Genomic DNA, 23,268 nt, shown 5'->3' on the forward strand with positions numbered 1-23,268 from the left:
CGGTTGACATTTACAGTGAGTTCATCAGGGACTTTTACCAAGAATAATTCGTTCCTTTAGGCCATTTTCATTTAGCACTTCGGTCGGTAGTCTTGATTATTCTTGACAATGTGACACGGTGTCACTTATAATAAATTTAAGCAGAGTGACACGGTGTCATTTTCTTAGAAAGTGAGGTGATGGTGGTGCCGAAAACAACATTTTATAATTTGTCAGCTGACAAACAAGCTAAAATTTTGGCAGTTCTGAAGACTGAATTTTCATCTAAGCCTTTTAATGAGGTGACGGTGAAGACAATTATTGAGCAATTGGGTATGGCACGGGGCAGTTTTTATCAATATTTTGAGGATTTAGAAGATAGTTATTTTTATGTGCTTGATCACGAGACTGAGGATATTCATTTAAAATTTTTAGAGTGCCTTACAGATCAAGCGGGCGATCTTCATGAGGCATTGCAGAATTTTGGTCAGGCGATGAGTCAGTTTGTGTTCGACCAGGATAAGTACGATTTGTATTATTATCGCTATTTACATTGGACAGATGCTTTATCGAGGGACTGGCATGAAAAGAAACGTTCATATTACCAATCTTTCTATGCGAAATTAAATGAGCTAGACTTGGATTTAGAAGTGATGCAATATGTAAAAGTAGTAGTTCATGGATTGATTGAGCGTATTTTTCGGGATAATTTATCTCAGGAACAGTTTTTATCAATATATCAACAACAAATGGAATGGATTGAAAAGGGGATTAAGGAATGAATTTTGGAGAGAGTTTATTTGATATCGCTTATTTAGTAATAGTAGTAGCCTTAGGTGTTAGGTTATTATTAGAAACTAAAGCGGGTGCTAAATTATTTGGTTTAATGGCTATTATTTTAGGGGTTGGGGATAGTTTTCATTTACTCCCTCGAGTTACTTCACATTTGAGTCCAGGGGGATTTGAAGCTTATACAGCTGCTTTATCTTGGGGACAGTTTGTGACGAGTATTACGATGACGCTGTTTTACGTGCTCTATTATTATTTCTACCGTCGTCAAAGTGGTGATGATTCCACAACTAAAATGTGGCTTGTTTACGGATTAGCAGCCTTACGAATTGTGTTGGTAGCTTTACCGCAAAATCAATGGGGAACGGATGAAGGCAATTATTTATTTGGTATTTTACGAAATATTCCGTTCTTAATTTTAGGTATCTTACTTGTTTATTGGTCTTATCAACAACGGGATAAAGAGGGCCTTAAACAAATGTGGCTACTGATCTTATTAAGTTTTGCTTTTTATTTACCAGTAGTTTTATTGAGTGATAGTATTCCAGCAATTGGTGCCTTAATGTTACCGAAGACGATTTGTTATTTACTAATTGTGGTTTCAGGTTATCGTTACTTTAAAGGAAGTTTTAAAGCGCAAGATGTTTTAGGAATGTCTTTTACATTTTTAGTAATGGGATTAGTTGCCGGTGTCTTTTATCGCGAGTTTACTAAATTGAATAACTTTGTTGGTGATACACGCTTAAGTGTGTTACATACTCACACATTAGTACTTGGATTTGTAGTATTATTAGTCATTTATCTACTAATTAGAAATTACTCCTTGGATCATGTATTAAGTCTTAAAAAATCTTATTTAATCTATGTTGGTGGGTTAACCTTTACTTTAGTCATGATGGTTTTCATTGGCATCTATCAAATTACCGCTCAAGGACAAGATTTAATTAATATTAAAGCAATCGAAGGAATGTCTGGTTTAGGCCACATTATTTTAGCAGCCGGTATGACGAAATTACTGGTAAAAATATATCGTTTAGAAAATACCCAAGTTAAATAATATATACAGGTTTTGCACTTGTTATGTCCCCCTGGGGATTAGCTCATGCCTTTCAATAGGTAATGGGCTTTTTTATTTGAAATAGGGTTACAAATTTTTTAAGAAATGCGTCTTTTAATGTGGATAAAAATCTAGATATTAGTCATGTTGATGGGTTTTTACGATCATCTGCATCTATCAGGCACCAGTAATTTCAATAGAACTCTATGTATGATTAGCAAATATCCATTTGTTTTCAACACAATTAAATGTTAGGAGTCCTACTTTTAGACTTTATGACGGTATTGATTAAACTTCACTTGAGAAAACGCTTATAAAAGTCTACAATAGACTTAGTTGATTATGTAAAAGTTAGGAGCATACTATGAAATTCAGCAGTAGAAAAATCCGTTTAATGGGAACTATCATAGAAATAAAAATTTTACATTATGATGCTGAACCGGTTTTGGATGAAGCGGAGTCATTATTACATCAATATAATATGCGTTTTAGTGCCAATGATAGTCGTTCCGAATTAATGCAAATTAACTTAAATGCCGGTGTGCGACCTGTTATGGTCCATCCCGAATTATTTGAGCTAATTGAATTAGGTTTATCACATAGTTTGGCTCCTAGAAGTCATTTGAATATCTTGATGGGACCAGTGGTTCAATTATGGCGTATTGGCTTTGATGATGCACAATTGCCGAGTGATACAGAGATTATGAAGCAATTAGCTTTGACCAATCCTAAAAAGCTTCAGTTAAATAATTGGGATTATTCGGTCTATTTAATGGAACCCGGTATGAAAATCGATTTAGGAGCCATTGCGAAAGGGTATATCGCCGATAAAGTTTGTGCGATGTTAAAAGATCGAGGAGTTATGTCAGGTTTTATCAATTTAGGGGGCAATGTCTTAACCTTTGGCCCAGCAGTGCATCAAGCGGATCAATTATGGGTGATTGGAATTCAAAATCCTCAGAAAGTTCGTGGCGAACATATTGCGATCTTAAAAATAGCAGAAGAGTCCGTTGTAACATCAGGAGTTTATGAACGGGTGCTTGAATTGAATGGTCAGCGGTACCATCATATTTTTGATCCCAAGACAGGGTATCCGATGGCAACTAATATTGACAGTATTACAATTGTTTCTAAAAAATCGGTGGATTGTGAGATTTGGACGACGCGATTATTTGGGAAAGATATTCAAGCAATTATGACCGAAGTAGCACGGCATCCTGAAATAGAGGTGATTGTGGTTACTAAGGAAAATGAAGTCTTTTGTTCAAAAGGGTTACACAATCGCCTAGTTTATCTATAATTAGAAATTTTATAATCGACTTTCAAGATGGATAGATAGTAGCAACGCTATTCAACTTAATTGTTTATAGTGACCAAATTCGATAAAACAACAACTAAGTCTTGAAAATCGAAAGGAGGTTTTAGTATCATTACAACTAAGTGTTTAACAGAACATCATTGTATGCTGCAACTCCCAATCTTTAATCATTTAGAATCAGACTCGTTAGCGCTGATTCACCAAAAGATTCATGCTGTTGAGTTTAAAAAGGGCGAGTATTTGTTCCGTGCTGAGGAACCTACTAATACTTTATACATTATTCAAAGTGGCGCTGTTCGTTTGTTTCATCTTTTAGAATCTGGAAAGGAACAACTAATTCGAATTTTGAAACCGGGTGATTTTATTGGAGAATGGAGCTTGTTTTCACAAGATAGCCAATATGAAGACTATGCATATGCTTTGGTTGATACCAAGGTATGTCAACTTTATGCTAATGATTTTAAAGAGGTCCTTCTAAGTTATCCTGCTGTATCGTTAAAAATTTTGGAAGAAATGTCACGTCGTCTACAAGCTTCAGAAAAGATGACCTCACGTGTAGCGAATGAGTCTGTTGGTATGCGACTGGTCAACTATTTATTAGGGCAGCTCCCCGGTCAATCATCTGATGCTAATCTTATCAACTTGGAACTATCAAGAAAAGAATTAGCCGCTTTTTTGGGGACGACGCCTGAAACTATTAGTCGAAAATTTAAAGAATTGGAATCTTTAAATATCATTAAATCTTTATCACCAAGAAAGATTAAAATTATTAATTTCGACGACTTACTGCAATATGCAGATTAGTAGCGTGATACTTTACTAAGTGATTACGAAAATCTGATGTTTTGCACTAAAAAAGTTAGGTTTTCCTTTGTGATGTTTTTATTTTATTGGTAAAATAAAATGGCTCTTTGTCAAATGGTGTGGGTCACGGAATTTTTGGTCGTTCAACACAATTGTGTTGAAGGCCGTTTTATTCTAATTAAGCGGTTTTCTTTGTCTTTGATTCTTTTTCTTGACTAAAATATAAAGGGCGATAGTCTTGGTTTGTGCAGTTCTTACTTAACAAAATATAGCGTGCTCTTAATCTTAAACGTCTAAAATTAGTATAACCGTGGCCAGTTCGTTTGATTGTTTTAATAATATTATTGGTTGCTTCTAAGTGACCATTTGATAACGTGACGGTTAAAGCATTGGTGATATACTCTTGATAGCGTGTAATCGTGTTAAACGCTGTACGAATCACTTGACGATAGGAATATTTTTTTATTTCTTGAAGTTCATAATGAAACAATTCGACATCATGTGTCATAATGGCATATTTGAAATCATTTATTTTTTCATAGGCATTTCTTAGCCCTATATCAAGCGAAAGGAGATATTCTACCATCATTTTTTCAGTCACTAATCCATCGAACAGGCGATGGGTTTGATAATTCTCAAAATCTAGATCTTCTCGGTTTTTAAGAAGTAATTTCCATAATTTTTTTAACTTACTTGGATAGTAAAATTAAGCTAGAAAAATAAATAGGCCATTTGTATGGTATCCTAAACATAAAATCACATGCTAAGGAAGGAGTACATACAAATGGCTTATACACATCTTACCATGAAAGAATTGATTTGGATAGAAAATTATTACGATAGCGGTAAAAAAGTAACGGATATCGCTAAAAAATTAAATCGGGCCATCCAAACCATTTATAACGTCGTTAATTTTCTTAAAAATAGTGGTAATATTCAGGAATACTACGATCAATATAAAGAGAATAAATCACGCTGTGGTGCCAAAAAGAAGGTCTTTAACACTAAACAAATCACATATATTAAGAAAAAAGTGGACCAGGGGTGGTCTCCTGACGTCATCATTGGTCGGAATGAACTCCCATTAGGATGTACAGCTCGAACACTTTATCGTCGTTTTAAAGACTCGGAACTCTTTGATCCCTCAACTTTACCGATGAAAGGTAAGAGAAAACCTAATGGGTATCAGGAAAAAAGAGGTAAACAACACTTTAGACGCACCATCGAAGATCGTCAAAAAGAAAATCCACAATATGAGAAAGAATTTGGACATCTAGAAGGTGACACTATTGTCGGAAAAGACCATAAGAGTGCAGTCCTAACACTGGTCGAAAGAATCAGTAAACTCATCATCCCGATAAAAATTAACAGTCGCAAAGCAAGTGATGTGCGAATCGCTTGTGATAACTGGTTTGCTTATTTACCGAGAAATTTATTTAAATCCATTACGTTTGATTGTGGAAAAGAATTTTCTGATTGGCAAGCCATTTCAAATGTCAATGACATCAATATTTACTTTGCTGATCCCGGTTGTCCGTCACAACGCGGCTTAAATGAACACTCTAATGGACTACTTCGAAGAGATGGGTTATCTAAGGGGATGGATTTTACCGATATATCGCAGGAAATACTCAGCCAAACAGCTCATTTCCGCAATGAAATTCCACGAAAATCATTAGGTTATCGAACGCCAATTGAAGTTTTTATCGATTGTTGTAAGGAACTTGGATGGATAGATGCTTTCTAATGCACACAATGTGTTTGTTAAGACAGTGAATCCATTGCGTAAGGCACCTGATTGTTAGAGCTTGACTTGGTGCCTAGCCCGGCATGATGATTTGGGGATGCTTTTTGGGTCTTCTACCCAAACCCTTTCCCCAACTCGCTATTCGCGAGTATCATACCGGAGCATCCAAGTCAAGCTCTAACGATTTAATGCATCAATCTGACTCACTACACTTGCCACAAATCTGACGTTGTGGAAACCTTAAAGTCAGTGGCTAATTTATACTTGAACTTTCGAACAACCATTTTAATTATCAATTAGAAAAAAAGCAAACGTATTATGTGTTAGGTAAAAATTCTAGCTTAATTTGACAATCAAAATTATTATAATCACATTTCGAGGGTTTCTTTTTAAATTGATTCATTACTTGAATCCTTAGGTTATTAAGGGCTCTATTGAGTAATTGAATGATATGGAACCGGTCAATCACAATTTTAGCACATGGGAACAGTGTCTTGATCATGCTAATAAAGGGAAGGTTCCTATCCATCGTAATCCATTCAACTTGACGTCGAGCGTCCAATGGGAAACGGAAAAAATGGTTTTTGATATCGGCTTGTTGACGACTATCTAATAAATCTAATATTTGGTGAGTAGAAGCATTGGCATAAATAAAGGACATTTCTGCTTTACATGATTTCGTTGTACGTAGTTCGTCAAATGATAAAGTGGTTGGCAGGGTATTCGTTTGAGGTTTCATCTGGTTTTCCAAGGAATCGAGTACTCTAACGACCGTACTAATTGATACATAGGTATTATTAGCAATTAGTGAAGTAGATTGAACGAGTCTCAATTGTTCTTTTACGAGTTGTTTTTGTAAATTAGAAATTTGACAATTTGGCTCTACTAAATTCGTTTGTGCCATAAAGGTTTTCTTACAAGCTTTACATATAAATCATTGTTTTTTTAGTAGAATTAATTTAGGACAGGCAAGAGAATAAGCATATTTTACTTTTACTTGCTTAAAGCCATGCTTCAAAATAGAGTTATTAATATTTTTTTGGTGACAGCAGAGGCAAGCGACTGGGTCATAAGAAAGCGTGGCAGATACTGTTTTGTAAAGGACACCGTTCAATGTGATGGGATCTTGATCCAAACATCCTTCAATAAAAGTGATATTAGGGTCTGTTATTTCGAGTACTTTTCTGATATCATCTGAATAGGTCATGTGAGTTCCTCTTTTCTAATAGTTTTGTCGCTAATTAGATTATAATGGAATTCCATGACTTTTTGTATTGATTTAAAAAGGTGTGAATGAACAGAGTCATTTCTATAAATCCACACCAAAAAGTATAGAGCCAATAAAATTAGTTCAGAGATGGAGAATATTTCAAAATACTAAGTAAAATGTTAGTGAGTTTATAATATCGCCCCCAAAGTTTGGATCATCAGATTTTTAATAGTTGATGTGCTTTCTTCTTGGAATGTCTTTATTAAAAATTACAAACTTAGGTATTGTTAGATTTTAGCTAGAGGAATCAAAAATTAATAAAATGAGGTGTATAAAAAGTGAAACTGATTGGAATTGTTGGAACGAATTCAATTAAGTCTACTAATAGACAATTATTGGAATTTATTCAGAAAAAATTTAGCGATAAAGCAGAAATTGAATTAATTGAGATTTATGAATTTCCAGTTTTTAATAAACCTGTTGATAAAACTGTGCCGGAAGCAGTACAAAAAGCAGCTGATAAAATTGAAGTAGCTGATGGTGTCATTATTTCGACACCGGAGTATGATCATTCTTGTCCTGCTGTTTTGATGAATGCGATTGCTTGGTTGTCTTATGGTATTTATCCATTACTAAATAAGCCTATAATGATTACTGGAGCGTCATATGGGACATTAGGATCTTCAAGAGCTCAAAGTCAATTGAGACAAATGTTAGATGCCCCTGAAGTAAAAGCACGAGTGCTACCAAGTTCAGAATTTTTATTAGGGAATTCTCTTCAAGCTTTTGATGAAGAAGGGAATTTGAAAGACGAGAAGTTAGTAAAAGATCTTGAACAAATTTTTGCAGATTTTACACTATTTATCGAATTTACTGCACAATTAGTTGAAGCTAAAAAGTCAATGGAGGAACAAGTTAAAAACTTTTCTTGGGAAAAATAAGTAAAGGAGTGATGTTAAGTGAAATTAATTGGAATTGTAGGTTCAAATGCCGAAATATCTTATAACCGTAAGTTATTACAATTTATACAGAAAGAATTTAAAGATTTATTCGAGTTAGAATTATTGGAAATAAAAGATGTTCCGATGTTTAATCAAGATTTTGATCAGTCAGATGGTTTTGCTGTTCAGTATATTTATAATAAATTAATTCGTTGCGATGGTGTGATTATTGCGACACCTGAACATAACCATACAATCCCAGCTGCTTTAAAAAGTACCTTAGAGTGGTTATCTTTTAAATTACATCCATTCAAAAATAAACCGGTTATGGTAATGGGGGCTTCATATTTGGAGCAAGGTACTTCACGTGCCCAAGTACATTTACGAAAAATTTTAGATGCACCAGGTGTTCAGGCATATGTTTTACCGGGTAATGAGTTCTTGTTAGGTAAAGCAAAAGAAGCATTTGATGATATGGGAAATATTAAAAGTGCTGGAACAGTTTCTTTTTTAAGAACATGTTTGGAAAATTTTGTCAAATATATTGAGGTTATTAAACCTTTACAAGAACCACTTCCGACAAAACCAGAAGATTTATTTTGTACTAATCCAATCGAAACAACTATCACTGAAGTAGACCCTGATGATCCTGAGTGGGTGGAGAAAGCCGCTGAAGTAGTTGGGGCAGCAGAAGGAAATGATTATGTTCGTTTAGACCATGGGGTACTAACGGTTAATCAATTAGACCGATTCTTGCGAGCTTTACCATTTGAAGTTACATTTGCGGATGAAAATAATCAATTCTTGTACTATAATCATGCCCAAAATGCTAATACAATGATGGCGCCGCGTATACCGTCTCAATCAGGAAGTCGTTTAGGAACTGTTCATCCTCCGCGTACATATAAAAATGTGGAATACTTAATTGCGAATTTACGCGCCGGTAATCAAGATTACTTTAGAACCATCGTTCCGGGAACAAGCAAAGATATTATCAATGTGCATCATTATGAAGCCATGCATCATGCTGATGGATCGTATGCTGGCATTAATGAAGTTGTCTTTAATTTTAAACCGTGGTTAGACTGGTATTTAAATGTAACGGGACAAAAATTAGTCAGTGGAACAGGTGAATTGGCGACATCAGTCGATGCAACGAGTGGAGCCTCATCTAAGGGTCATACAGATGTCAGTCCTGAAGCAGATGCAACGAGTGGTGCTTCTGCTCAAGAAGCTAAACCAGCCAAAACAACTATCAAATCAGTCGATGCATCCAGTGGTGCTTCAGAAAAATAGATGAAACATTGTATAGAGATATTAGTCAATCAATCAAAAGTTAACTTAATTGGTTGTCGATGACTCTCTCATAGATTAAAGGTGATTTAATAAGTCCAAGGAATTCTTTATCAATGATTCCTTGGACTTTTAAACTATTTTCAAACCTTAAAGAAAGTTATATAATCTCTCCTTAAAGTAGACAGGTGGAAAGACACGCTACTTTAGGGAGAGATTTTTGTATCAATTATAAATTCACGTCTACAATTCATAGGAGATAATAAGGATGAACTAATAAAATGAATTTGATTTTTTTCATTTGTTTTTTACTGATTGAACATAATAATGAACAAAACTTGATGTAGGTCAATTTTTTAAATCAAATATTGATATATACTTTGTTTGTAAGGAGGTAAAAAATGAAAAAATGGATTTTAAATCACAAAAATATTCTTATGTTGATACAATTATTACTCATTATTCTTGCTTTTAGTAATCTTTGGTTCTTCAAAATAAGAGATGTCACTGATCTTAGTTTTTTAGTCGCAGGGGTTTTGGGGGTTCTTCCATTATTAATTCAAGCGATTGAATCGTTGAAAGTGAAAGTCGTTTCCATTGATGTCTTAGTTTCTATCGCAGCTATTGGTGCGATCTTCATTCGGAATTTTGAGGAATCAGCGATGGTTACTTTTTTGTTTTTGTTCGGCGGATGGCTTGAATCAAAAACGTTAGCTTTTACCCGTTCTTCCATTAAAGAATTGATTGAAATGGAACCCAAAACGGCATTAGTTTTGCAAGAGAACGGGAAATTTGAAAATAAAGAGATTGATACTGTGGTTGAAAAAGATGTGATTCTTGTGAGAACTGGTGATCTAGTGCCAGTAGATGGCAAGATTATAATGGGGGAGGGGTATCTCAATGAAGCATCAATTACAGGTGAATCTATTCCGTTAAGTAAAGGCGTGGAGGAACATGTGTTTGCAGGTTCAATTTTAGAGGATGGTACCGTTCAAATTAAAGCCACAGCCGTTGGAGAAGAAACAACTTTTGGTAAAATTATAGAATTAGTGGAGGAAGCACAGGATTCTAAGTCCTCTGTTGAAAAATGGCTAGACAGTTTTTCAAAAGTCTATACTCCAATTGTGATTGTAATGGCTATTCTCACTTGGCTGTTTACTCGAGATATTGAGTTAAGTATCACGATTATAGTATTAGGATGTCCGGGCGCTTTAGTTATTGGAGTACCAATTTCAAATGTTGCTGGAATTGGTAATGGAGCTCGTCATGGTGTTTTGATAAAAGGATCGCAGATTATTCAAAAACTTGCTAATGCAGATGTTATGATATTTGACAAAACAGGAACATTGACGATTGGCCAACCTGAAGTGGTTGAATCGATGGTTTTTGATGACCATAACCCTCATCATCGAAATTATTTAGCGGCAATTGAATCAGAATCTGGTCATCCTCTAGCAAAAGCACTCGTTCGCTATTTAAAGGTTAACTCACTGCCTAAACTAGATAAAACGCAAGTTATTAAAGGGAGAGGGATAGTTTCAATAATTCATGGTCATAAAGTAGCAGTAGGAAATTTGGAATTGATGGAATCAGAAGTCGATGAAATATCTGAAGTAGTCTTATCAAAAGTTCAACAATTCGAAGCAAAAGGTTATTCTATTGTGTTACAAGCTATTTCTGGAAAAATTGTAAGTATTTATGGTATTCGTGATCAAATTCGTCCAGGAATTAAAACTGAATTAGAGAAAATGAAAACACTGGGTGTTAAGGAGCTAATAGTCGCTTCTGGAGATAATCAAGGAACGGTTGACATCGTTGCACAGGAGTTGGGATTAACTAAAGCTATCGGACATTTGTTGCCAGAAGATAAGGCTAATTATGTGAAGTCATTACAAGCAAAAGGTAAAACAGTGGTTTTTGTAGGTGACGGGGTCAATGATGCACCTAGTTTGGCATTAGCTGATATAGGGATAGCGATGGGGTCTGGAACGGAGGTCGCCATTGAAACGTCAGATATCGTTTTAGTAAAATCCGATATTAACCATTTAAATCACGCATTAGGATTGACGAAAAAAACATCTTGGAATATTAAACAAAATATAACAATTGCCTTGTTAGTCGTGTTTATCTTGATTTTGATGTTATTTAGAAGTACATGGATGAATATGGCGGTTGGGATGTTTATCCATGAAGCATCTATATTATTGGTTATCTTAAATGCAATGCGGTTGATAAATTATCGTTTAAAAAATTAATATAGAAAGGAATATTCACAATGAAACAAGCAATATTTAAATTAGAAACATTAACCTGTCCGACATGCGTAAGTAAAATACAAGCAGCGATCAATTCGTTTAAAGGTGTTGACCAATCAAGTATAAAAGTGTTATTTAATTCAAGCAAATTAAAATTTAATTTTGAAGAGACAATAGTTGAAGTGGAGATAATTAAAGAAAAAATTGAAGCGATGGGATACCAAGTATTAGATATCAAATTAAAATAAGGAGCAATAGTCATGTCAAAATTAAGTGTTTTCCTATTAGAAAATGAAGAACAGATGAATTTATACACCCAAGCAATTTCGAAAGTGCATGTAAAAATTCATCCAGAAGTTTTAGAAATCCAAAAATTTTACCAAAGTATTTTGCAGAAAATAAAAAATGGGACGGTGGATGTTTCCTATGAATTTAGACGATTAGATGAGATTACCAACCACTTTTCAACTCCAAAAGATGTATGTCAAACTTATGAGGCTGTGATTGAATTTTTAAAAGAAGCATTTTATTTTCATAATGATTTAGTAGGTTAAATTATAAAAATCAATATGTGAAAGAATAATGTTATTTAGTTGGAGTTTGGCATAAAGAGTGTCACGCAAGTTGATATATTATAGATTGTTTATAAAATTGTTCTTCATATAACTTCAAATTGAGTTTAAGAGTTAGTACAATTAGACTATTTAATAATATTGGCGTTTCAATTATATTGGAACTGCAGGGGCTTTACTGTGGTTATTTCACTTAATTAAAAGAAATAGTGAAAATTAAACTATTATAATCAACTCGCTTGACTTATAGTCGGTAAAAGTATTTAATAGAGTGTATAAGGTTATTTAGAACTATTATAATTAAAATAGTTTATAACGTACAACTTAAGAATATTAGGTGTAAGGAAGGTTTTTATGACAACGATTATTAAAGTCGATAATTTGTCAATTGCCAATGAAAGGCAAGCGATTATCAATCAGTTATCATTTGAAATACAACAGGGAGAATTTGTTTCCATTACGGGTCAATCAGGGAGTGGTAAGAGTACTGTCTTAAAGTTTTTAGCTCAATTAAATGACCCCACTTTGAAAGTGAGTGGCAGTTATCATTTATTAGGAAAAGATGTCAATGACTACTCACCGATTGAATTGCGTCAAATTGTTTCTTATTTTTATCAAACACCGAGTTTATTCGGTGATACGGTACGTGATAATTTAGCTTTTCCTTACGAAATTCGTCATGAAGAATTTGATGAACAACGTGCGATTGAAATGTTAAACAATGTTGACTTATCGCATAGTTTTTTAGATAAAAATATTAAATCTTTATCTGGAGGCGAACGTCAACGGGTTGCCTTGATTCGTAATTTAATGTATCCTTCGAAAGTCTTGTTATTAGATGAAATTTCAAGTGCATTGGATTTTAATACGCGACAAATTATTTGGTCATGGCTTGAAAAGTATCGTCAAGAGCAGGATGCTACCATCTTAATGGTCAGTCACTTAGATGAAGAGCATGAAATGACAGACCGTAAAATTGAAATTGTGAAATTAGCGGAAGGAAGTGATGTTAATGAGTAATAATTTACAAGCATCACCATTGTCATTAGTCTTAGCCTTTGTCTTTGTGTTAATGGCGATTGGTATTTCATATCGTGAGAAATTAAAATTAGAAAAAGAAATTGTCTGGGCTGTTATTCGAATGATTGTTCAATTAGTAGCCGTAGCTTATGTTTTAGGTTATGTCTTTGAAATGGACAATTTTTGGTTAACGTCAGGTATGATTTTAGTGATTGTGATTAATGCCTCTGTCAATGCCGCTAATCGTGGTAAAGGATTAAATAAACCTTTGTTGGTTTCCTTTGTTGCACTTGCTTCGACGACTGTTTTAACATTATCGATCTTAGTCTTGTCTGGAAACTTGAAATTTATCCCGTCACAAATGATTCCCATTACCGGGATGATTGTCGGTAACTCGATGAAATCAGTTGGGTTAGTTTACTCAAATTTATTCCAATTCTATAAAGATCAAGAACAAGCGGTTTTAGAGAAAATTTCTTTAGGTGCTAATCCTTATCAAGCTTCTCATAAGGTGATTCAATTGACGATTAAAAATGGGATTCAGCCAACTGTCGATGGAATTAAAACGACAGGTATTGTGAGTTTACCTGGGATGATGTCGGGGTTAATGTTAGCGGGTGTCGATCCTTTAAAAGCGATTGTTTATCAAATTATGGTGATGTTTATGATTATTGGCGGTACTTCTTTTGCGATGATCATTGCGACGTATTTATCTTATCGTTCTTTCTTTAATGATCGTTATCAATTAAATACTCGCTTAAGAGAAATGCAATAATGGTAGTGAGACAAAAAGACTAGCTTGAAGTGTTTATTTAAATCATGTGTGTAATAAGTACTAGAGTAGGCTTGCATTAGCGAATTCAAGTCCTTAGTCCTTGGTAGATTTATTAATAGAGGCGTTGGGGTTGTTGATAGCATTAGCGAATTCAAATCCTCAATCCTAGGCGGATTTATTAATAGAAACGTTTGGGTTGAGCGATATGAGCGAATGCAATCATTCAACCCTGAGACACTAATTGGGTCGAAAAATATATTATTGGCTTGCATTAGCGAATTCAAGTCCTTAGTCCTTGGTAGTTTTATTAATAGAGGCGTTGGGGTTGTTGATAGCATTAGTGAATTCAAGTCCTTAGTCCTTGGTAGATTTATTAATAGAGGCGTTGGGGTTGTTGGTAGCATTAGCGAATTCAAGTCCTTAGTCCTTGGTAGATTTATTAATAGAAACGTTTGGGTTGAGCGATATGAGCGAATGCAATCATTCAACCCTGAGATACTAATTGGGTCGAAAAATATATGATTGGCTTGCATTAGCGAAACCGAGGTATTCTAATCAGGTTGATGTAGCTGGATAGTGATTAATTAACGAAAATCTTGTTAATCGTTTTGAAGTTAGCTAGCTAGTGTAGGTATTAAAATAAGTTTAACAAAGAAGAGGTTGGGCAAAAACTTTTTAAATTCTGCTCTGACATATTTGTTTACTTAACCGTTTTGGGGTGGCAGTGGTAGCCCAATGATTATTTTGGCTACTGCTAGCCACTCTTTCTTTTGCTAACTTCTTAAACCAGTTTCTTAATCGTTATCTTTACAGTAATTATAATTATTCTAAATAAAAACGTTTACAACCCTTGAATTATTGTTCGGATGTATTTATAATGAATATAAATAAGAAATTATTTTTTATTATTTAGTTGTCGTAAAGATAAGGTCGTTTTTGTTTAAATGAAAGGTTGAGGAACGATGTTTAAATTTTTAACTAGCTCGATGCAAGGACGTTTTCTAATATTTGGTGTGATTGCTTTAGTATTAGGTTTTATTACGATGGGGATGAACCCCGTATTAAGTAAAATCTTATTCTATATTTCAATCTTTTTCTTAGGTTTTTTTGCTACTAAACACGCGATAACAGATACTATTAATGATAAGAGATTAAATGTTGACTTATTAATGGTGCTAGCAGCTTTAGGGGCCTGTTTAATTAATTATGAATCTGAAGGGGCATTATTATTATTAATTTTCGCTATCTCAGGTTTGATGGAAGAATATGCCGATGGGCGTTCAACTCGTGCAATCGAAGAGTTAATGTCACAAGTTCCAAAAACGGCGCAATTGTTATTACCTAATGGAGAAACTAAAGAAGTATCGGTTGATGAGTTAAAATTAGGAGATACGATTGTAGTGGCAAAAGGGGCTCAAGTGCCGATTGACGGCAAAATCGATCGTGAATCTAATTTCAATGAGGCTGCTTTAACAGGTGAATCGGTACCGGTTAGTAAAGTAGTAGGGGATGATGTGTTTGCGGGTACTATTAACTTAGGTGACTCCGTTCAGATGGAAGTTACCAAATTATCGCATGAAACACTGTTTTCCAATATTATTCATATGGTTGAAGAAGCAGAACGTCGTCCGTCTAATATTTCTAAATTTATTGATCGTATTGAAAATAAGTATGTCATTGCGGTCTTAATTGCAGTGCCGATTTTTATTTTGATTTTAATGTATGGAAGAGGTTTAACTTTCCAAGAATCGTTTTATCGGGGAATGGTGTTTTTAACGGTTGCGAGTCCATGTGCTTTGGTCGCTACAGCAACACCGGCTACGTTGGCAGCAATTTCAAATGGTGCTAGAAATGGTATTTTATTCAAGGGTGGAGCAGCGATGGAAGCTCTATCGACAATGGATATGTTATTTTCTGATAAAACCGGTACGTTAACGTATGGTAATTTTGAGGTTGTTGAAGCACAATTGCCCGAAGAAGTCATTGCAGAAGTTGTTTATATGGAACAGTCTTCTTCGCATCCAATTGCCAAAGCGATTGTGAAGCATTTTAGTAATATTTCGTTAGAATCGGTCGATCAAGCGATACCAGTAAAAGAAATTTCTGGATCAGGGCTGGAAAAAGGTTCAATTCGTGTAGGTAAACCAAGTGACTTTATGGATTATGCTGACCCTAATCATTATTTAGAAGCACTACAAGCAGGTTTAACGGCGGTTATGGTAGCGCAAGGTAACGAAGTCGTGGGTTACATTAGTTTAGCGGATAAAATTCGTGAAGAGTCGAAAAATGCAGTAGCTAATTTTAACGAAGAAGGCATTGATGTGGTCTTATTAACAGGGGACAATGAGCAGGTTGCGTCTTTAGTTGCTGATGAGATTGGAATCGAACATTATAAAGCGGGCTTATTACCGGAAGATAAGATTCAATATGTCTTTGAAGAACAAGAGAAAGAACATGTTGTTGGTATGATTGGTGATGGGATTAATGATGCACCAGCATTGGCCAATGCTAATATTGGGATAGCGATGGGCTCTGGTTCGTCAGTAGCGATGGAATCTTCTGATGTCGTCATTGTTAAAAATGATTTATCAAAGTTATTTTATAGCTTTAAACTAAGTCAAAAATTAAACAAATTAATCTTACAAAATGTTATTTTTGCTGTTGGAGTGATTATTACTTTAATTATCTTAAATATCATCGGTATTTTACCTTTACCTTTAGCGGTCGTTTTCCATGAAGGCTCAACGATTCTAGTTATTTTAAATGGCTTACGATTATTAATGGACAAACCAGATGAAAACAAATGAAGTATTGAATCAAAATAAATAATTCCAAACTAAAATTAATACTTCATTGTCAATACTTCATATCAAATAAGACGAGTTATACGCGGAAGTGATTCTTGCTGCTGCGTATGACTCGTCTATTGTTTTCATAATATGGGTGCGGCTATTGAGTTGATTTCATCTATATGATGAGTGTAACTTTTATGTCATCTATCGTAAAATCTAAAATAGGATTGGAAATTTGATACAAACGTGAATAGGTTTTATAAAATATGATAAATTATCGAACTTTATTTTAACTCAATAACCAGGTCATCGTAAACGATGTGATTCTTTCTACACCCATATTAGTGAATCATAAAGTTAGATAGTACTACGCCTCATCGATAGTTAAAGTGGAAGGGGCATAGTCGATGCTAAACCACTGTCACTTGAATAGCAAGTTTCAGGTTCATCATCTAGAGGGTTCGCTTTTCGATCAACCATCGAAACGATGATAATCTGTTTCATCAGGTTCAGGTGGGAAAGTATCTTTTTCTAATTGATCGCTATAGCGTTCATGGACAGAATCAGATTGTTGGATCCCTTTCTCCACTTGATTAGCTTGATATTCGGTCATGTTTTGGTTTATTCGTCCTAAATAAGGATCATTCGCTGGTCGTTCAGCGGCATCAATCATCGGATCTTCAATGGGTGGATCAACGACTTCGCGATAGGAAGTCTCAGTTGGACCATCTATTGGATTAGCATGCTGTTGCTTAAACATTGTTTCATTTGACTGGGTTGCATCATCAATCGGATTGTTTATCGGCGACTGATTGGCATCTTTATCATGAGAATAAGCTTTAAATTCACGTTTATCATCTTGTAAATTCATGGGATCGATGACGCTTTCATCTTCGATCATTTCACGTGTTGGTTCTCCACCAGGATACTCTTCCAATTTCAATGAATCATTGTCATGATTAAATTCATTGGATTGATTATTGACTAACTCAGCGGATTGCCTTTCTGCACGCTCCGCTTTAATTTTTTCGTGCATGAGGGTTTCTTTTGAAAAATCAGTTGTACCGGTTGAGGTTTGTTTAAAGGCATCAGTCTCTTTTTGAGAATGATTGAATGCATTATCAGTACCATCGTGTGCTTTAAAGTTATTTAAATCATGGGCTGAATCAGATAAGTCATTATTGGTTTTATCACTTAAAGTGTCATTGGTTTTATCACTTAAAGTGTCATTGGTTTTATCGCTTAAAGTGTCTTCTGTTGTATCGCCTAAGGTGCCTTCTTTACGATAAATGCCTTTCATGCCTGCAGTACGACTCGTGTCGACTTTTCTACCATAGGCTCGCTTAGGTAATTCACCTTCTTCGGATGGAAGCCATTCAGAGTTCGATGTTATTTCTTCTGGTGCATGATCATCTTCGGCAACATTATCAACTGGGTCCAAGTTAATCGGACTCGCTTGGTTTAATAAAGCTTCCTCAACTAAGACGACAATACTACCGTCAGCCACTAGTTCTTGATATTCTTTTAATTGTTCTTCCTGATTAACTTCATTGTCATCGTCTTCGTTGAGGGGGTTAATCATATTAATGATTTTTTGCCACCAACTATCAGACGCTTCATTAGGGTCGACTTCTAAGACATCAACACCTAAATCTAATAAATTATCATACTGACTATTAGTTGCGATAGCCATGTCACTAGAATTAATACCACGATTTTTTAACTCGTCAATTGCTTGTGCAGCTTGTTCATACGTCTCATACGTTCCGTAAATGAATTTTGTCATTTTAATCGCTCCTTTATTTGTATTGGCAATATTACTACTTTTCTTGGACATTAAGACTAAAGTGATGCTTGACTAACGCATATATATAACAATTTAGTAAAGGTTAACTTTTTGCCGACTAAAGCTAACCATAATCAATTATCTAGATTCTAATTGATAATTAAATCGTAACAACTAAATTTTTAAAAGTAAAATGAAACGCTTAGCGTAATTTATAAAATCAGTTCATCTTGAAAACAATTTGGAGGGTTAGCGATTGATTTTATCACGTTTTCATGAAAAGAAAAGCTAAATATTAAATTAAGTATAAGGTGAGCATCCGTAAGGTGCTTTATTGAAATAATTTATTTTAAAAATGTTAATTTAGCTAAAATTCAATTGTTTGTTTAAATAAGCAGTGTGAAGTAAATAGGAAAGGGCAAGAGGGATAGGACAAGGAGTAGAGAGTAAAAAAGAAGTAGAAATTTGAATAATTTTGGGTTCATCTGCCAACCGAGAACAGTCGAGTAGCATGAAAATTAGTCATTAAGACTTAGTTTGAGTCCACTAAACGCTGCGCTTTTAATTACCGATCAATACTTGACTGAATTAATTAAGTTAATGTCTAGTCTTATTTAGTCACCGTTTGAGAAAACTGCGCAATCAATTAAATAGAAGAAAGTAAACGGCTTACTTAAAGTGTTTCCTAGCAATGATCTAAAATGCCTAACCTCATATCAATGAACAAAAAACTAAAAAACCTCACAGAAACCGTTCTGTGAGGTCAATTATTTAATGTAGTGGCAGTCAACCACACAACACTAGTAGCCGATTCCCATTGCTTTTTCCATACGCGCTAAGGTAGCAGACGCTTTTTCGTTCGCACGTTGAGCACCCGTATGTAAGATGTCACGCAGTTCATCACTGACTAATAATTTTCGGTAACGTTCTTGAATAGGTGCTAAAGTATCAACGACTAATTCGGCTAAATCGCCTTTGAAACGACCGTATCCAGTGTCTCCGTAATCTTCTACTAAATCATCAATAGTGCGTCCGCTTAAACTTGAGAAGATATTTAAGAGGTTTGCGACACCGGGTTGGTTTTCTTCGTCATATTTAACGGTTCCTAAAGAATCAGTGACCGCGCCTTTAATTTTTTTAGTAATAGCTTTTGGTTCATCTAATAATAAGATGAAACTTTTTTCGTTTTTGTCTGATTTACTCATTTTTGATAATGGATCTTGTAAACTTTTGACACGACTGCCTGCTTTAGGGAAGATGGCTTCAGGTTTTACTAAGATGTCATCGCCAAAACGAGCATTGAATCGATCAACGAAGTTACGGGTTAATTCAATATGTTGTTTTTGATCATCACCAACTGGCACATATTGAGCATCATATAATATAATGTCGGCTACCATTAATGGAGGGTAGACTAATAAACCAGCACCAACACTTTCTTGTTTCGTAGCTTTGTCTTTGAACTGAGTCATGCGTTCTAATTCACCTAAACCGGTCATACACATGACCATCCATGCCGCTTGTGAATGAGCAGGCACATCCGATTGGACGAAGATATTCGCAATATTTGGATCAATTCCTAAGGCTAAGTAAAGGGCTGCTAATTGTAAGGTTTGTTCTCTTAATTTGACTGGATCTTGAGGCACCGTAAGAGCATGTTGGTTAACAATACAATAAGTTGCGTCATAGTCATGTTGTAAGTCAACGAAGCCTTTCATTGCGCCGATATAGTTACCTAATGTTGGAATTCCTGTCGGTTGAACACCTGAAAAAATTGTTGGTTTCATCAAAAAATCCTCTCTTACTGCTAGTTTATTATATTATTTTTTATTAAATATTTGTTAAGTTTCAAAGGTGCTTATAAATAAATAATATATACAAGTGGTATTAATCACAAATTTGTTTATCAGATTATAAAGCTCTCATTATTTGAAAACACTTTAATTAATAGGCTGATATAATCGTGTTTACAAAGTTCTATAATAATATTAACTATCTTTAATTCAATAGTCAAGTTTAGTCTAATAAAAGAAAATATGCACAAACTTTTTCTGTGAAAGCGCAGTCTGAAAACTTAATAATTATTTAATCTTGTTAATCATTTTCAAAAATTGCGTTGTAATCAATTCTTTCCGGTGTTATAATATTAATAGTTGGTAATATTACTCGTAAACGATAAAGATTATTTTCATGATCTTTTTTAGGTTTTGTGGTGTGTGATAATAAAAGTTTACTTGTAATTGGCGAACCAACGTGTAACTCGTTTCTATCGGAATTGATCGAAAGGATGATCATATATGGTAACATTATACGTTACACCAAGTTGTACTTCATGTCGTAAGGCAAGAGCATGGTTGGAAGAGAATAACATCCCATATCAAGAACGTAACATTTTTACTGAGCCATTAACTTTAAATGAAATCAAAGCTATTTTACGAATGACTGAAGAAGGAACAGAGGACATTGTTTCAACTCGTTCGAAAGCTTATGCTGAATTAAATATTGATATAAGTGAAATGCCCTTGAATGACTTCTTCGACTTAGTTCAAAAAGAGCCAGGTTTATTACGTCGTCCAATTATGATTGATGAAAAACGTCTTCAAATTGGTTTTAATGAGGATGAAATTCGTCGTTTCTTACCAAGGGAAGTTCGTGCTTTAGAATTAGCGCGTGCGCAAGCCCTTGTTAATGAATAAGAATATTGAAATTAGTACCGGAACGTTGTTCCGGCTTTTTTGTGCTTTCTTTTCACTTTTATTATTGTTAAAATGAGACGCTCACCATACCAAGCTAAATGTGTAAGACAAAAGAGGCGTAACGTGAATTTATAAAAAAGTTACCACTTTTTAGTATCTAGATGGTAGAGTTTCGATAAAAATTCTCTTTTTTAATTTTTAGTCCTTTAGATATAGAAAAAATTTGCTTGGTTAATTTATATAAAATACTATTGAATGGATTTTAATAATTCAAACTTTAGTTTGAGGAAAAAAGCTTGTAATTGGTGGGCTTTATTGCTATTATATTCCCATGCATGTCTATTGAGACTTGTGTTTATCTATTGTATAATTTAGAGTGAAACTAATTGGAGGTGAAGTAGATGGAAATGGAAAGAATTAATGAAAATCTAATTAAGGTCTATATTGACGTTGAGGACTTAGAAGAAAGAGGCATCAACTTTTTAGACTTGATTAGTGATCAAAAGAGTGTTGAAAAATTCTTTTATTCTATCTTGGAAGAGGTTGACGTTGAGCGTCAATTTTATGATTCAGAAGCTATCACATTCCAAGTAATTCCAAGTAATGACGGAATTGAATTATATATCAGCCGTTCAGACTTTGAGGATATTGATAGTCTCTTCGATGAAGAAGTTTTAAAACGAATCCATGGAAGAAGACAACAAAGCGAAGCGGTTACTAATAAAAGGAAAGAAGAACCAGCTATCGAAGACGTTGACGATGAAGACGATGAAGCAACAAAATCACCAGAAAATCTAAGTGATTTACTTTCAGAGGCTTTAGATAAAGCGAAAAACTCAGTCTTGCCTAATCATAATATTGTGCGCTTTGAGGATTTAGATGGCTTTATTAAATTTGCTAGAGAGCAGGTTGATGCGCCAATTCAAGGTGATTTATATTATATGAATAAACACTATTATTTTGTTATCACTAATATTGAACCACTCATTTTAGAAGAAGAGTCAGTTTATGCGATTATGAAGATGAAAGAATTTGGTGAAGGTACCGCTACAACCGTTGCTGTTTTAGAAGAATATGGTGAATTAATTCGTCAAGATGACACTTTGGCTTACTTTGGTAAATATTTATGATAGAAGTAAAACACCCTTTGTTTACGTATTTGTAAGCAGGGGTGTTTATTTGTATGCAGCCATCGATCAAGCCGGTCAACTCATTTATGCTCAAGAAGCCTTTGCTTTACAAAGTACCTTTCATTGTCCTGTTTGTCAGCAACCGGTGATTTTAAAAAGAAGTCGTAAAGGTAATTATTTTTTTGCCCATTTGGTGCAATGTCAGTCCGATAATTCTCAAGGCAGGCAGTTGAAAGGTGAAGGTGCAATTCATCAACAGGGTAAAAGACTGTTAGCCTTAGGCAGTGTTAATTCACAGCTTGAATTTTGGTTACCGACCATTAATCAGCAGGTCGATTGTTGGTATCATGGCGAGCCACCGATTATTTTAGAGTTTCAAAATTCTGTTATTTCATCTCATTTACTTTCGCAACGTCATCAAGCTTATTTATCGATTACGCCTAAAATCTATTGGATTGCCCATTTAAAATATTGGCAAAGCCACCGAGTATCTACTTGGCAACGACAGTTGCTTCATTATCATCCTGATTGGGGATATTATTGGCTTGGGATGGATGAAAAGAAGCGAGTGTTAATACGTTATAGTCAGTTGCCGATTATTTTTTCGCCTCAATCGTGGTACTGCCAGCGTGAGGTGATACCATTGACCAGTGGTTGGCTCAATCAATTTGAACGACAGCTTGGAGGACCTTATTCTTTCAAATCAAAAATCTTAGCACAAGAGAAAGTGCCAATGACTAAGCGTGCCTATCAGCAAAATCCGGCTTATCAAGTTGTGATGCATCAATTACATGAAGCTGGCACAACCATCGATAGGATACCCGATTGGATTTTTCAGTATCAGTGGCAATCTTTTTTAATTGAGACACCGATGTGGATGGTTCTCTCTTTAGTGTGTGCACGGTTGCAACGAGCAAAGCGACCGATAACGGTAATGACGATTCATCAAATTTTAATCGCATTAGTGAATGAAAAGAAGATTAGATTAGCGACTTTACCCTTAATCCAACGATCACCATTGGAAGACATTTGTTCCGCTTTATATCATTGTTTGCTTTTTTATATGAGAAAAAATGACACTATCATTGGAAAGTAAAAGGTCAA

At 34.7% G+C, this 23,268-nt stretch carries 20 protein-coding genes and 1 pseudogene; 16 read left to right on the top strand and 5 right to left on the bottom strand.

Annotation, left to right across the window (positions count from 1 at the left end; translation table 11 throughout):
- The first annotated feature begins 185 nt into the window (after positions 1-185).
- The 4 genes from CYJ72_RS10110 to CYJ72_RS10125 all read left to right on the top strand — a co-directional run bounded on the left by CYJ72_RS10110 (position 186) and on the right by CYJ72_RS10125 (position 3,947).
- A complete protein-coding gene (locus CYJ72_RS10110; protein ID WP_284629750.1) occupies positions 186-761 on the top strand; it encodes a TetR/AcrR family transcriptional regulator in 576 nt (191 codons plus the stop codon).
- On the top strand, positions 758-1,825 hold the full coding sequence (locus CYJ72_RS10115) for a DUF2871 family protein (protein ID WP_284629751.1): 1,068 nt from the start codon (positions 758-760) through the stop codon (positions 1,823-1,825). Before CYJ72_RS10110 ends, CYJ72_RS10115 begins: the two co-directional genes overlap by 4 nt.
- A 364-nt stretch (positions 1,826-2,189) precedes the next feature.
- Complete coding sequence (locus CYJ72_RS10120; protein WP_284629752.1) at positions 2,190-3,125, top strand: FAD:protein FMN transferase; 936 nt, start codon at positions 2,190-2,192, stop codon at positions 3,123-3,125.
- A gap of 162 nt (positions 3,126-3,287) precedes the next feature.
- Positions 3,288-3,947 carry a Crp/Fnr family transcriptional regulator gene (locus CYJ72_RS10125; protein ID WP_284629753.1) on the top strand — a complete coding sequence of 220 codons (660 nt, stop codon included), beginning with the start codon at positions 3,288-3,290 and terminating at the stop codon, positions 3,945-3,947.
- A gap of 178 nt (positions 3,948-4,125) precedes the next feature.
- On the opposite strand, the pseudogene CYJ72_RS10130 reads toward CYJ72_RS10125, so the two are convergent.
- A pseudogene (locus CYJ72_RS10130) lies at positions 4,126-4,629 on the bottom strand (transposase); the annotation flags it as partial.
- A gap of 102 nt (positions 4,630-4,731) precedes the next feature.
- Here CYJ72_RS10130 and CYJ72_RS10135 point away from each other — a divergent pair.
- Positions 4,732-5,694 (top strand): IS30 family transposase, encoded by a 963-nt coding sequence (locus tag CYJ72_RS10135; protein ID WP_101975427.1) that lies wholly within the window; start codon positions 4,732-4,734, stop codon positions 5,692-5,694.
- A 316-nt stretch (positions 5,695-6,010) separates the two neighbouring features.
- Here CYJ72_RS10135 and CYJ72_RS10140 read toward each other — a convergent pair whose 3' ends face one another.
- Both CYJ72_RS10140 and CYJ72_RS10145 read right to left on the bottom strand, forming a co-directional pair.
- Positions 6,011-6,598, bottom strand: coding sequence for a transposase (locus CYJ72_RS10140; protein WP_284629754.1), 588 nt, complete (start codon positions 6,596-6,598; stop codon positions 6,011-6,013).
- Between the two features lie 30 nt (positions 6,599-6,628).
- Complete coding sequence (locus tag CYJ72_RS10145; protein WP_101813075.1) at positions 6,629-6,901, bottom strand: hypothetical protein; 273 nt, start codon at positions 6,899-6,901, stop codon at positions 6,629-6,631.
- Between the two features lie 341 nt (positions 6,902-7,242).
- Here CYJ72_RS10145 and CYJ72_RS10150 point away from each other — a divergent pair, with 341 nt between their 5' ends.
- From CYJ72_RS10150 to CYJ72_RS10185, 8 genes are all read left to right on the top strand, one after another.
- Positions 7,243-7,845 (top strand): NADPH-dependent FMN reductase, encoded by a 603-nt coding sequence (locus tag CYJ72_RS10150; RefSeq protein ID WP_101813074.1) that lies wholly within the window; start codon positions 7,243-7,245, stop codon positions 7,843-7,845.
- A gap of 18 nt (positions 7,846-7,863) precedes the next feature.
- Entirely contained in the window at positions 7,864-9,141 is a 1,278-nt protein-coding gene (locus CYJ72_RS10155; protein WP_066124504.1) for an NAD(P)H-dependent oxidoreductase, read from the top strand.
- 398 nt (positions 9,142-9,539) lie between these two features.
- Positions 9,540-11,393, top strand: coding sequence for a heavy metal translocating P-type ATPase (locus CYJ72_RS10160; protein ID WP_284629755.1), 1,854 nt, complete (start codon positions 9,540-9,542; stop codon positions 11,391-11,393).
- Positions 11,394-11,413: 20 nt separating this feature from the next.
- A complete protein-coding gene (locus CYJ72_RS10165; protein ID WP_066124500.1) occupies positions 11,414-11,641 on the top strand; it encodes a heavy-metal-associated domain-containing protein in 228 nt (75 codons plus the stop codon).
- A 12-nt stretch (positions 11,642-11,653) separates the two neighbouring features.
- Entirely contained in the window at positions 11,654-11,947 is a 294-nt protein-coding gene (locus CYJ72_RS10170) for a hypothetical protein (protein ID WP_066124498.1), read from the top strand.
- Between the two features lie 372 nt (positions 11,948-12,319).
- Complete coding sequence (locus CYJ72_RS10175; protein WP_284629756.1) at positions 12,320-12,985, top strand: ABC transporter ATP-binding protein; 666 nt, start codon at positions 12,320-12,322, stop codon at positions 12,983-12,985.
- Entirely contained in the window at positions 12,978-13,760 is a 783-nt protein-coding gene (locus CYJ72_RS10180) for an ABC transporter permease (RefSeq protein ID WP_066124492.1), read from the top strand. The genes CYJ72_RS10175 and CYJ72_RS10180 overlap by 8 nt, the downstream gene beginning before the upstream one ends.
- Positions 13,761-14,722: 962 nt before the next feature.
- Complete coding sequence (locus CYJ72_RS10185) at positions 14,723-16,567, top strand: heavy metal translocating P-type ATPase (RefSeq protein WP_071409119.1); 1,845 nt, start codon at positions 14,723-14,725, stop codon at positions 16,565-16,567.
- 457 nt (positions 16,568-17,024) lie between these two features.
- On the opposite strand, the gene CYJ72_RS10190 is transcribed toward CYJ72_RS10185, so the two are convergent.
- Positions 17,025-18,338: a general stress protein gene (locus CYJ72_RS10190; RefSeq protein WP_180764756.1), complete on the bottom strand. Its 1,314-nt coding sequence runs from the start codon at positions 18,336-18,338 to the stop codon at positions 17,025-17,027.
- Between the two features lie 800 nt (positions 18,339-19,138).
- The gene (gene trpS / locus CYJ72_RS10195) at positions 19,139-20,125 is read right to left on the bottom strand and encodes a tryptophan--tRNA ligase (protein WP_284629757.1); all 987 of its coding nucleotides are present in this window, start codon (positions 20,123-20,125) and stop codon (positions 19,139-19,141) included.
- A 510-nt stretch (positions 20,126-20,635) separates the two neighbouring features.
- On the opposite strand from trpS, the gene spxA reads away from it, so the two are divergent.
- From spxA to CYJ72_RS10210, 3 genes are all read left to right on the top strand, one after another.
- Positions 20,636-21,034: a transcriptional regulator SpxA gene (spxA, locus tag CYJ72_RS10200; protein WP_066124485.1), complete on the top strand. Its 399-nt coding sequence runs from the start codon at positions 20,636-20,638 to the stop codon at positions 21,032-21,034.
- A gap of 401 nt (positions 21,035-21,435) precedes the next feature.
- Positions 21,436-22,164 carry an adaptor protein MecA gene (locus tag CYJ72_RS10205; RefSeq protein ID WP_066124482.1) on the top strand — a complete coding sequence of 243 codons (729 nt, stop codon included), beginning with the start codon at positions 21,436-21,438 and terminating at the stop codon, positions 22,162-22,164.
- A gap of 49 nt (positions 22,165-22,213) precedes the next feature.
- Positions 22,214-23,260, top strand: coding sequence for a competence protein CoiA family protein (locus tag CYJ72_RS10210; protein WP_066124480.1), 1,047 nt, complete (start codon positions 22,214-22,216; stop codon positions 23,258-23,260).
- Positions 23,261-23,268 lie beyond the last annotated feature (8 nt).

Source organism: Globicatella sanguinis (genome assembly GCF_002847845.2).
Lineage (GTDB): Bacteria > Bacillota > Bacilli > Lactobacillales > Aerococcaceae > Globicatella > Globicatella sanguinis.